12 protein-coding genes are annotated in these 11,964 nt (G+C 44.1%); 5 read left to right on the forward strand and 7 right to left on the reverse strand.

Annotated elements, in window-relative coordinates; all coding sequences use genetic code 11:
- Both D8877_RS07700 and D8877_RS07705 read right to left on the reverse strand, forming a co-directional pair.
- Positions 1 to 1,683, reverse strand: coding sequence for a GspE/PulE family protein (locus D8877_RS07700; protein WP_002899360.1), 1,683 nt, complete (start codon positions 1,681 to 1,683; stop codon positions 1 to 3).
- Positions 1,684 to 2,803: 1,120 nt separating this feature from the next.
- Positions 2,804 to 3,691 carry a cation diffusion facilitator family transporter gene (locus D8877_RS07705; protein WP_125352961.1) on the reverse strand — a complete coding sequence of 296 codons (888 nt, stop codon included), beginning with the start codon at positions 3,689 to 3,691 and terminating at the stop codon, positions 2,804 to 2,806.
- A 169-nt stretch (positions 3,692 to 3,860) separates the two neighbouring features.
- Between D8877_RS07705 and D8877_RS07710 the strand changes: the two genes are divergently transcribed.
- The gene (locus tag D8877_RS07710) at positions 3,861 to 4,382 is read left to right on the forward strand and encodes a TetR/AcrR family transcriptional regulator (protein ID WP_002910979.1); all 522 of its coding nucleotides are present in this window, start codon (positions 3,861 to 3,863) and stop codon (positions 4,380 to 4,382) included.
- A 38-nt stretch (positions 4,383 to 4,420) separates the two neighbouring features.
- Entirely contained in the window at positions 4,421 to 5,587 is a 1,167-nt protein-coding gene (locus tag D8877_RS07715) for a CynX/NimT family MFS transporter (protein ID WP_125341483.1), read from the forward strand.
- Between the two features lie 26 nt (positions 5,588 to 5,613).
- Here D8877_RS07715 and D8877_RS07720 read toward each other — a convergent pair whose 3' ends face one another.
- Together D8877_RS07720 and D8877_RS07725 are read right to left on the reverse strand one after the other, a co-directional pair.
- On the reverse strand, positions 5,614 to 6,876 hold the full coding sequence (locus D8877_RS07720) for a S41 family peptidase (RefSeq protein ID WP_125341482.1): 1,263 nt from the start codon (positions 6,874 to 6,876) through the stop codon (positions 5,614 to 5,616).
- A 3-nt stretch (positions 6,877 to 6,879) separates the two neighbouring features.
- Positions 6,880 to 7,461, reverse strand: coding sequence for a DNA-3-methyladenine glycosylase (locus D8877_RS07725; RefSeq protein ID WP_185760197.1), 582 nt, complete (start codon positions 7,459 to 7,461; stop codon positions 6,880 to 6,882).
- A 280-nt stretch (positions 7,462 to 7,741) separates the two neighbouring features.
- Between D8877_RS07725 and D8877_RS07730 the strand changes: the two genes are divergently transcribed.
- From D8877_RS07730 to D8877_RS07740, 3 genes are all read left to right on the forward strand, one after another.
- Positions 7,742 to 8,137, forward strand: a complete 396-nt coding sequence (locus D8877_RS07730; RefSeq protein ID WP_002917987.1) for a hypothetical protein — start codon at positions 7,742 to 7,744, stop codon at positions 8,135 to 8,137.
- Positions 8,138 to 8,300: 163 nt separating this feature from the next.
- The gene (locus D8877_RS07735; RefSeq protein WP_125341480.1) at positions 8,301 to 9,047 is read left to right on the forward strand and encodes a DeoR/GlpR family DNA-binding transcription regulator; all 747 of its coding nucleotides are present in this window, start codon (positions 8,301 to 8,303) and stop codon (positions 9,045 to 9,047) included.
- Between the two features lie 32 nt (positions 9,048 to 9,079).
- Positions 9,080 to 9,907 carry a Cof-type HAD-IIB family hydrolase gene (locus D8877_RS07740; protein WP_125341479.1) on the forward strand — a complete coding sequence of 276 codons (828 nt, stop codon included), beginning with the start codon at positions 9,080 to 9,082 and terminating at the stop codon, positions 9,905 to 9,907.
- 29 nt (positions 9,908 to 9,936) lie between these two features.
- On the opposite strand, the gene D8877_RS07745 is transcribed toward D8877_RS07740, so the two are convergent.
- From D8877_RS07745 to dltC, 3 genes are read right to left on the reverse strand one after another with little or no spacing between them, the layout of a single operon-like run.
- Positions 9,937 to 10,422, reverse strand: a complete 486-nt coding sequence (locus tag D8877_RS07745) for a GNAT family N-acetyltransferase (protein WP_125341478.1) — start codon at positions 10,420 to 10,422, stop codon at positions 9,937 to 9,939.
- 40 nt (positions 10,423 to 10,462) lie between these two features.
- Positions 10,463 to 11,731, reverse strand: coding sequence for a D-alanyl-lipoteichoic acid biosynthesis protein DltD (gene dltD / locus D8877_RS07750; RefSeq protein ID WP_125341477.1), 1,269 nt, complete (start codon positions 11,729 to 11,731; stop codon positions 10,463 to 10,465).
- Positions 11,724 to 11,963 (reverse strand): D-alanine--poly(phosphoribitol) ligase subunit DltC, encoded by a 240-nt coding sequence (dltC, locus tag D8877_RS07755; protein ID WP_002894204.1) that lies wholly within the window; start codon positions 11,961 to 11,963, stop codon positions 11,724 to 11,726. The genes dltD and dltC overlap by 8 nt, the downstream gene beginning before the upstream one ends.
- Position 11,964: the final 1 nt, after the last annotated feature.

Genomic DNA, 11,964 nt, shown 5'->3' on the forward strand with positions numbered 1-11,964 from the left:
CTAAACTTCCCCTTCTAGACTAAAGGCAATCTTCATTGCTTCTTCAATCGTTGTAGTCCCCTGTTTTGCGATATCAATGGCCTCCTCCGCCAAGTCTCGCATACCATTTTTCTTAGCTTCTGCTCGAAGCTGTGACGTTGTTCCACCATCATTAATTAGTGACTTAATCTCCCGTGTCACTGCCATGATTTCGTGGATAGCGATACGTCCATAGTATCCCGTACCGCTGCAGTAGTTGCAGCCGCGTCCGCGATACAAGGTGTCTCCCTTGTGAATACCGATACCTGCATGTTCATTTGTTTCTACAGTGTATTCAGTCTTACACTTAGGACAGATGCGCTTAATCAAGCGCTGTGCGATAATACCGACAGTCGCCGTTGAGACCAGATAAGGCTTGATGCCCATATCGACCAAACGGTTGACTGTACTAGCTGTGTCATTGGTGTGGATAGTCGAGAGAACGACGTGACCAGTGATAGCGGCCCGAACCGCGATACTAGCTGTCTCTTCGTCCCGAATTTCCCCCAAGAGAACGATGTCCGGGTCCTGACGCAGGATACTTCTCAAACCACTCGCGAAGGTCAGTCCAGCTTTATTATTTACCTGAACTTGGTTGACCCCTTCCAATCGGTACTCAACCGGATCTTCAACGGTGATGATATTTTTTCCTACATCATTGAGCTCACGGAGCGCTGTGTAAAGAGTGGTTGTCTTTCCGCTTCCCGTAGGACCAGTCAGCAAGATAATGCCTTCTGGCGCCTTAAGAATATCTTCAAAGAGCTTCTGATTGGTTGGTGAGAATCCCAGCTCCTCTTTACTGAGGAGGGTTGCATTCCGGCTCAAAATCCGAATAACGATTTTTTCACCGAATACAGTAGGCAAGACTGAAACCCGCATATCGACTTCTTTGCCGTCGATGGTTGTTTCAATCCGTCCATCCTGAGGAATCCGCCGCTCGGCAATGTCCAGACCACTCATGATCTTAATCCGTGTCGCAATGGCTGAGTGAGCATTGGCTTTCAACTGCATGTTTTCCACCAAGGTCCCGTCAACCCGGAAACGAACACGAACAACTTTTTCAAAGGGCTCAATATGGATATCGCTGGTCCGCGTCTTGATTGCCTGACTAATAATCGAGTCAATCAAACGTACAACCGGAGCGTTTTTGATTTCGAGATCTTCTTCGACAATCTCCTCGTCCACATTAAAACCTTCGATTTCGGTCGCTGCCTGTTGGGCTTCTTCTCCTTTAGAATAGTATTGATCAATATACTTCTCAATATCATCCCGAAAAGTTACATAAGGTTCTACCGCCATCTTAGAAACGATTTTAACGTCGTCTAGGGCGATATAGTTGCTTGGGTCTGCCATCGCAACTACTAACTTGGGTTCTTCTCCCTCTTCCCCATCTGTGAAAGAGATCGGAATCAATCCATGACGTTTAGCAACTTTCTCTGAAACCTTCTCGACAGCTTCCTTTTCTATCACAAACTGTGATAGATTGACATGAGGTACACGATAATAGTAACTCATGACTTTCAGCATATCTTCTTCTGTCACATAGCCCTTGCTGATTAGATATCTCTCTAACTGCATGTTTGATTGTGGCATATCTTGAAGAATTTCTTCTTTTTGAGCTGCCGTTATCAGATTGAATTGAACCAATATAGCGATTAGTGCCATTTGTTTCTCCTGTCTGTGATTTTTTTGTAAAAATCCTTCAATTCTTTCTATGCGTTATTAGATAACAGCTTTCTTAAAAAATCTCCCTCGCTTAAAGTTTCCTTTAAGGTTTCTTTAAGCTTTTTAAGTTAGGCTAGTACATGGAAAATTTACCAATAGAACCAAACTTAATGTTTTAAGTTAGATGCTTTGAGCAGTATCTCTATTTGATAAACCTAGTAAACAGTCCTTAAACCAATCCTAGGATTGACAAGGGACGTTTTAGTTTTGTCAAAAGGGGCGCAAAAAAGCAGATGCCAAAAACATTTGTTCTTGCGTTCTTAAATACTATACAAAGCAAGTTCTCTTGCAAAATTTCTCATGCTTTGAGATTTAGGTTAAACCGTGTGTGTGTGAAGTTGGTTTAACCCGAATCAGCAAGCAGCCAGTGCCATAAGATAAGAATTCTTGTCTTATGGTTTTTTCTTTTTACCGATATGCATATTTTGGTAGGAAATGCTAGGAACAAAAGCTTTATTTGCTTTAAAAAACATTTACCTATCACAGTATATGACATAATTGACATCTTGTCAACAGGTTTGCCTCGAAAAAAATGATTGCATTTAAAAAAATGTTTAATTTTGATAAAAGCTTGTTATATCAACGTTTCTAACGTTTTTTAAATAGCTTTTTTTCTTTCAAAGTTTAAAAAACAGCAATTTTTTTTGAGGAAATTTCCCCTTTACTGCTTCTTTTTCAACCTTCAGATGGACAGTGTGACAGCATCTGTCCTCTTCTGATCGGTAGTCGATATGCTTAGGAAAGGCGCTTCAGGACAAGGCTTAGCAAGCTTTGCCTGTTTCTTCCTACCCAATAGTATATGCTAAAGAAAAAGCATTGTCAATACATTTGCACTTTATTATATGTAAAACCTATCTAAAAATGCACATTGTGCGCGGCCTGTCTATTTTTTCTTGAAATCCAACAAAAACAAAAAAGCTAGAATTTTCAGACAGGGAAAAAGACACATTAAATAAGAAGAAAATCATAAAATTAGAAGTACTTAAAAGATGGCAATCAGACTATAAAACAAAAAACAGCCCGATTATCGGACTGCAGAGATATGTTTACAGTAGTACTATTAAGTATGAGGTTTTAAATCGCCCTCTCCACCTATGCACCACTCTTCATGCTCTTCCAAGCTACTATCTGTCTGGATAGTGATTTTGGTAATACCGTAAGCTTGCAGTTCTTGACGCAGGGTGGCTTGGGTCTCGGCCAGAAGCTCTGGATTTTCAAGACAGATATGGATCATGGCAAATTTTTCTAAACCGTCTGTGGTCCAGACATTGAGCTGGGTAATAGCCTGAACGTTTTCAACTGCCAGAATTTCCTGATAAAGCTGACTCAGATCAATATCGCTTGGGATGTGATCCAGAAAAATCTTGATGTTTTCCCAAAACTTAGGCAGAGCCTTGCTGAGAATGAAGCCCGCAATAAGCAGGGAGAGCAGTGGGTCAAGAAAATACCAGTCGGTAAAGCGCAACACGATAGAGACTAGAATAACAGCCACCCAGCCCAGAATGTCCTCTAAGAAATGGAGACTGAGAATAGACTCATTATGACTGTGTCCATGACCATGGCCTACCACCTTGCTGGCTGCTAGATTGACTATAATGGCAAAGATACCCAGCACCAGCATGCCGTCATAATTAACCTTTTCAGGCGCAAAGACCTTGGGTATATTTTCAATAATCACCAAGGTCGAGCCAACCAGCAAGATGACCGAGGTCAGCAGGGCTCCCAAAAGGCTGTAGCGCTTGTAGCCCAGAGTGTATTTCTTGTCTTCTTTTTTATTAGAAATTTTTTCAAAAAGGGTGGAAAGTCCGATGGCCATCGCATCTCCTGTGTCGTGCACAGCGTCGGCTAGTACAGCGCTGGAATTGAACATGAAGCCAAAGATAAACTCAAGAATGGCAAAGGAAAAGTTTAACAGAAAGGCAATGGTCATATTTTTACTAGATTTCACGGCTGCCTCCTTTCAGTTTAGCAAATTTTATAGTATAATGTAATCAAAACGGAACACCTTGTTCAGTTTTTCTCATCTTTATTATCCCTTATTCTCAGAAAGGAAACAAGAAGCAATTGAGGGGCTTTGTCTGTTACTGAACAATCCTGCTCTTTTGTTCCGAAACGCTATGGACAGACGAGTCAAGAAATCACGCGCAGCTATTTACCAAGCTTTTATCAGCCTGCTGCATCAAAAAAGCTACGAAAGCATTACAGTGCAAGAAATCATCGACCTGGCAGACGTTGGCCGGTCGACTTTTTATGCCCATTTCGATACCAAGGAAGCCTTGCTGGAGGAGGTTTGCCAAGACCTCTTTCAGCATACCTTTCTTGAACGCGACGACGGCAAGGATCTCTTTGAAGCAACCGCCCATATTTTCAAGCATTTCCAAAAGAATCAGGACAAGATTGCAACCTTACTGCTTTCGAAAAATATCTATTTCACCAATCGCTTAAAGATTGAGCTGGAAAACTATCTCTTTCCGATGATTCAGGAACAGCTCCTTCAGAAAAAATCTCAGCTGCCAGAGCCCTTTCTGAGAAATTATGTGACTTCTACCTTTGTGGAGACGGTCAGCTGGTGGCTCCAGCAGAAGAAAACATTGCCAGAAACAGTTATCAGCCAGTATTTTCTGGATTTGATGGACTGATTTTATTTTGATATTTATATAGGAGGAAACTTAACTTTATGAAAAAGCAACATTCGAAATTTTTACTTCCAGGCATTCTGATGGTAGGGGTTGTCCTACGGGCGCCTTTTGCAGTGCTGCCCGTTGTTCTGGGCGATATTGCCAAGGGGCTGCAAGTTCCCGTCAACTCACTGGGACTGCTGACTAGCCTGCCCTTGATCATGTTTGCCCTCTGCTCAGCCTTTTCCCCACGCCTAGCTCAAAAGGTCGGTCTGGAAAAGCTCTTTACCCTAGCCATGATTGTGCTAACTCTAGGCTCTTTTATTCGTATCTTTAACCTGCCTCTACTCTATGCAGGTACAATCATGCTAGGGGCTGCCATCGCCGTCTTAAATGTGCTTCTGCCCAATGTCATTCAGGCTAATCAGCCAGAAAAAATTGGTTTTTTAACCACGCTTTATATCACTTCTATGGGACTGGCCATCTCAGTCATGTCTCCCTTGGCTGCGCCTATTGTCCGCTTAGCTGGCTGGAAAGGCTTGATTCTCGTCCTGACCCTCATCTGCTTACTGGGTTGCTTAATCTGGCTGCCCAACAGTCGGCACAATCACCAACTGACTAGCAAAAGCCGCGAGCAGCAAATGGGGAGTCTGCTAAAAAATCCTAGAGTATGGGCTCTGATTGTTTTCGGCGGCCTGCAGTCTTTACTCTTTTATACGGCTATCACTTGGCTGCCGACTCTTGGCCAGTTGGCAGGACTTTCCGATGATGCTACTGGATTCTTAGCCTCTATCTTTTCAATTATCAGCCTTCCTTTGGCTATGACGATACCTAGTCTGACAACGCGTCTATCCGCTAAAAAACGCTTGGGGATGATTGCTCTCTTTTCTGTAACTGGTATGGTTGGTCTGGGCATGCTGCTGGTCAAGACAGATTCCTTTATCTACTGGCTCATTCTCAATCTGCTAATCGGTATGTCCGTCAGCGCCCTCTTCCCTTACCTTATGGTTACTTTCTCGCTGAAAACCAGTACTCCTGAGCAAACCGCTCAGCTATCTGGCTTAGCCCAGACTGGTGGTTATATTCTGGCCGCCTTTGGTCCTAGCCTCTTTGGATACAGCTTTGATTTATTCCATTCCTGGACTCCAGCCATCCTCATTCTCATTGGCTTGGCTGCCATCGTGACACTAACTCTCTTTTACATTGAGAAGTTTGACAAGATCTAATATAGACGAAAAAACGCTTAGAAATCCTAAGCGTTTTTGCAATAGTTGAGGCACTCTTCCAGGTCCACATCCCGTTCTAAGTGCTCTGGTGTCCAAGGAATCAAGATATCCGGCTCAACTCCCTTGTCATTCATGCCCTTTCCTTGATCAATCCTAGTGTCACGTGAAGTAGGAAACAGGAGCTCATAGTCACCAAAATCCTTCACACAGCAATTGGAATAATCTAAAATTCCCATAGTCGGACGCCCTAGGACCGTAACCTTGGGCATCTTTTTCATGGTATCAACAAAATTGTCACCTGAAGACCCACAAGTAACATCTGCTAGCACAAAGACTTTTTCAGGGCGTGCTAGGCCTAGGACGTCTGGCAGAATGTTCTGATCACTGTCCTCATCGCCATAAAGGACATAACCTTTGCCCCGATTTTCTTCTAACTCTTTTAGAAATTCTTTGAGAATCTGGTGAGTTTCTGCTGACAAGTTTGGATCTTCTAGGATATTTTGCATCAGTTGCTGACGCAAATCAACATTTCTATCAGTATAGAGAATCTCCATCCCATCATCGTTTGGCAAATCTAAGTCACTGAAGGCCTTTCCCTGAGGGAGAGTATATTTAAAAAGTGGATAATAAAGCGAGTCCGTCCCGCCATAATTGACTCGAACATCAATGATTAAATACTTGGCCTGCTCAATAGCTGCTTGACTGTCTGCATATAGCTGAGTGATAGCTGCCTCATCCGTAAAATCTTCTAACTTAAGATAGACGACATCCTCAGAAAGGCTGCGCCATTCAAACTGCGGCGGCTTCTTTGGGTGCGCGGTTGGCTGAACATGCAGTTGCTCTTCCTCGCCATTGCGTACCACCGTAACTTCTCCGGCATGCTCCACAAAGTAAGCCCACTCCTTGTGCTGTCGCTCTGGTGTGGAACTGACAAAATAATCCTTGTGTTCTTGATAGACCTGAGGCAAGGCTTTCCCATCCAAGGCTAGAATCTGGTCGCCACGTTTCAGCCCCGTGTCATTATTTGCCTGCAGGACGTAGAGGCAGTCTTGGTAGTATCTCAGTTTAAAACCAGGCATTTGCGTTTCCTTAAGTCCAAACCAAACATGAGACAAAATTCCAAAACTGGCTATATAACAATGCATCTGGTAAAGAAAGTCCTCTTTGCTCATCTGGTCTGTGATACGCGCTCGATATTCTTCGGGATTTGCACCCTTGATGTCTTTCTTTGTAGAGGAATCCTCTCGCATAATTTCTACAACTTGCTCAAAAATCTCTGTTTTCTTCATCCTTTACTCCTTCTTCCAGGTGTCTTCATCATACAGCAGGCCTCGCTTGGGAATTTTTGAGACATGACGATTGCCGGCCACATAAAAGCCCAAGTGCTCCTCCCGCCAAGCATCTGTGCAGGTCACGCCAATCCGCGGACGGCTGGCAATCTGATTGGGAGTCAGGTCATAGGCTAATTGCAGACTGGAGGTCGCTAAACTCTGCCCATCAAAGCGCTTATCAATCCCAGCATACTTGGTTAACTTGCCAGGACCATTAGCTAAAAGACGGCCATCCGGTAGCTCCAAGGCTCGAATCAGTACGGCTTCGGCCACATTTTCAGCCTTGGTCACCAGATTCAGCATCTGATGGCCATGAATCTGATAGATATACCAGTGACCAGCTGGCAGATACATGGATTCATTCTTAGGGGAACGGCGCCCTCTAGCTGAATGACAGGCACTGTCCTGACTTCCTAGATAGGCTTCTGTTTCGACAATCCGGCCTAACTTCTGGCCATTTAGAATCAGCTGCATACCTAGCAAAGCTCGCGCTGCTGCAACCGTATCTGCCTCGATTAGTTTCTGAAAATCTCTTGATAACATAGGTTGATTATAGCATGATTTCTCCATTTACAGAGGAAAAGAAATGTTGCAAAAATGTTATTTTTCTCCTTCTCATGGGCAAGAATTATATTACAAAACAATTACACACTAAATAAGCGGAAAATCGTAGAAAAGCTTATAAAATCTATGTATTATCTATTTATCATACATATATTTTGTAACATTTTTATTAACAGAGTATGTTATTTATGTATCAATCCGGTTTTTCATTGCTTCAAATGAAATATTTGTTTAATATTATACTAGAAGGAGGGGTAAGATGAAAAAATTATCTAAAATTTCTTTATTTTTATTACCACTAATTGCACTTTTCTTTTTGGCAGCTTGCGGAAATTCTGCAGATAAGAAGACTGAAGAAAGCTCAAGTTCCAGCTCAAGCGTATCTTCTTCATCTAAAGCTAAGACAAGCTCTAGCAGCACATCTGAAGAAAGCGGTAGTGCCAAAGTCAACGTAAACGGCGGAGATGCTAGCGTTAATGTAAATGGCGGAGACGAAAGCGGAGATGCTTCTGTTGAAACTAACGGAGACGGTAGTGCTAATGTACAAACTGACAACGCTGGTGTTAGCGTAAATGAAGATGGCGTTCATGTTCAAGGCGGCGGTGTTGATGTTAAGGTCGGCAGCGATGGATCTGTCAATATCCAAACACCTTAATTGAAAAAAGCCTTTCGATTATTATAATTCATAAAAACCGAGTTTCGCTCGGTTTTTTGATTTTCTCCAATGTATTTTTTTAAAACTTATAAATCATTAAATAGACTTGTAAAAACTTATTTCTTGTGTTATACTCTATTCAGAAAAGCAAGGAGGGACAAGCATGTACCAAGAACAACGCTTAGCTGAAATTTTAGAGCTCTTGGCTGAGAAAAAACAGCTGTCAGCCAAGGATATGATTGAGCATTTTCAGGTTTCTAAAGATACTATTCGGCGAGATTTTTCGATTTTGAGCGAGCGTAGGCTTGTGCAGCGCACCCACGGAGGTATTATCCCGCTGGACACTAGCAGGCAAATCCCCTCCTTTAACGACCGCATCAACCAACTAAGTCAAGAAAAAAAGGCTATTGCTCAGAAGGCTCATGACTTTCTCAAGCCAGGGCAGATTGCTTTCTTTGATGTCTCAACCATCGTTCTCCATCTGGCTCAGCGCATCAAGGAGCCTATGACAATCTATTCTCATTCTCTGGATAATGCAATCATGCTGAGCAGTCAGGACAAAGTAAACTTTCACCTCTTAGGCGGAAAATTCTATCCCAAAAACCGATTCTACTACGCGCTCAATGAAGCAGAGCTGCTGGAGCAAATTTCCTTTGACATTGCCTTTATAGGGGCAGCTAGTGTCTCTGATGGTCTAGTCAGCTTTGAAGACGAGGCTGATGCTCACCTGAAAAAACTGGCTTTGAAGCACGCCAAGACTAAAATCCTGCTGGCCGAGCAAGACAAATGGCAGAAAGAGTCCAAGTACATCCTGAGGCCTGTCAGCGACTTTGACTACTGGATTACGGACCAAGAGCCCATCCCTGAAGTCCAAAAATCGCTTGGAGACAAGGTTCAAATCATTTATTAAATCAGTTCATTCGATACAAAGGAGGACGACCCATGACAAAACAAGCGATTCGCCTGATTATCAGCGACATTGACGGCACCATTTTGGATGACCAGCACCAAGTAGATTCTAAACTCAAGGACATGATTCCCCTGCTAAACCGAGAAAAAATCCCTTTCGTCCTCGCTTCTGCTCGCTCTCCTCTAGGCATGGAGCCGATTGCGCGTGAGCTGGGACTGGGAGATAATCCGTTGGCCTGCTACAATGGCGCTCTAGTCATCAAGGGAGACCCGCAAGCTTACGAGACCATTATTGAGCATCCTCTGGACAAGAAAGAAATCCGCACTTTTCTGGAACTTGTCAAGGCTGAATTTCCTAGCGTGTCCATCAATCTCTATTCTGGTAAGGATTGGATTGCTGATCGTCTGGATAAATGGGTGCAGATAGAGGCTGAGATTACAGGTGAGCGACCGATGATTCAGAATGTGTTAATGCCAGTGCTGGACGTTCTAATGCCCGTCCACAAGCTACTTCTGATTGATCAAGCGCCTGTCATCCAGAAACTCCATGACTACCTGCAGACCTTAGACTTTCCCAAGACAGCCTTCTACCTTTCAAAGGAGAACTACATGGAAGTCACGGCCAAGCATGTCTCCAAGGAGCAAGCCTTGTACGAAATTGCTCAGCACTACCAAGTGCCTCTAGAGCAGATCATGACAATCGGAGACAACTTCAATGATCTTCCTATGCTGCGACTGGCTGGACTTGGAGTCGCTATGGGCAATGCCCCTGAAGCAGTCAAAATCAAGGCAAAAGCCGTCACTAAAAGCAACAATGAGCACGGGGTCGCGGAAGCTGTCGAAAAGTATGTTTTACTATAAGGCAAAAAATCTGCTCAAGGGCAGATTTTTTATTGATGGTAGTCATAAGCTAGGCGAGGACTGCCATCAGCTACATAAATAATACCGCACTTCCTAAAGCCGTAGTTCAGCACTGCTGCTTGCATAGCCTGATTGTCCGCATGGGTATCGATTCGCAAATAGGGAATCTGCTGGCAGCAAAAATCAAAGACCTGACGGGATAGGCCTCTGACTTGCCCGTTCGAGGCGATGCGGTGAATGGTGCCGTAAGGCTCTGCAAAATACCAGCTGCCCTTTTCGATGACCTGATAGGTCGGGTCTTCTCCGATGATAAAGGCAAAGGTGCCGACCAGCTGCCCTTCTTCCTCGACAACAAAGGAGTGGCCAGCCACAATATCTTCCTCAATCAAACCCGCGCTAGGATAGCCTCCATCCCACTGAGTCGGATTGCCCTGGTCTTTCATGAACTGACGGGCCACATCATAAATCGCCATAATGGCTGGGATATCTTCTATTTGGGACAAACGAATTTTCATCTTTCCTCCTTTATAAAAATAAGGCTGGAAAGTCCCAACCTTATTTGAATTCTTCTGGTTTGCCAGTATACTGAGACCATTCCTTGCTAAAGAAGCGGTCATTGATCTGGTAGTTTGGCGCCGGCTGTGGATTGGCTACAAAAGGATCAACCGCCTTATCAAAGGCCAGCCAGCCATTCCAGCCCATGTGAATAGTGTCCTGCATGAAGTAAAGCTTGTCGCCGTCCTTAGAAAAATCAGCAATGTTGGTAAAACCCTGACTTTCCAGCTGGTAGCGAATCTTGGCAACCGTCCGCTGGTACATTTCAGAACTGAGTCCTGTATACTCCATCCACTTAGAATTGACCGGTGGAATGATGAAGATAACATTGGTCTTTGATTTGGCGAACTGATCCAGAACTAGCTGCAAGTCGTTGTACTCAGGAGATTTTTCATAAGATTGCTTGGTCTGAAAACCTCTGAGCTTGGCAACCTTACCAGCCAAACGGGTCTTGTAAAATTGATTGTCTATGCCGAATTGATTGTTATTGGTCTTCTTCTTGGCTTCTGCTGTGGCAATCTCTTCCAAAGCCTGATAGGAGAAGGTGTCTGGCAGATCAGCCATATAAGGCAAAATTCGCTGGTCATAGTTTTCATTATTGAGGGCAGCAAAGTTGCTGAAAAAAGCATCTTGGCGCTCATTAAGATGAGCCATCATCTCAATATGACGCTCTTCAAAGCTGCTCAGCTTTTTACCTTCAGACAGCTTCTGGACGCTCTCTGCCATAGCAACATCTGGATAAAGCTGCAGGAGGCGCTGGGCTGCATATTGCGCCGCCGCATCTCCTTGCTGCTGAGACAGATAAGCCGTCAGCTGATCACTGTTGAAGTACTGCTGAAAGGCCGAAGCATCATAGCCGGTCTTGGTAAACCACTGGGGCGACACCACATAGACCGCCGTTTGTCCCTTCAGCTCAGAGGACATCTGCTGCATGCCAAAGTACTGATTAAATGATGCTGCCCCGCGCTGGCCTAGAAAATAAGGCCGATAGGAGCGGTCGTACTTCTCGGCAAGGACCGCCGGATGCATGCTATCAAAGCGCAGCCATTCACTAGAGCCAAAGAAGGGAACAAAGCGCATCTTCTTATCGGTCAAGGCTGTCACCTTCTTGCTGCGGCTCTTGAAGTTTTCTGCTGTCAAAGTCACTGCCGAGCGCTTCTCTGCTTCTATATTATGCTTTTTATCAAGCGGATAGAAGAAAAAGAGCAGGGCAACCATGGCCATGGCGCAGAAAACCGGCCCCAGAATCAGCCAGAGTCGTTTAAGCATTGCGAAGCTCCGTTACGCCTTCAACGATTTTATTGGCTGTGTTCCAGTCATCGCGGCCAAACTCTGACACTGGCACGCGGATATCAAAACGGTTTTCTAGCTCAACAATCAGCTCGACCGTTCCCATACTGTCTAGGACACCAGCGTCAAACAAATCCTCGTCCATCATGTCTGACACATCTTCCATAAATAGTTCTTCAATAATTTCAATTACTTCTGCTTTTATATCCATT

Origin of the sequence: Streptococcus sanguinis (assembly GCF_003943735.1) — a bacterium.
In the GTDB taxonomy this organism is placed as follows: Bacteria; Bacillota; Bacilli; order Lactobacillales; family Streptococcaceae; genus Streptococcus; species Streptococcus sanguinis_E.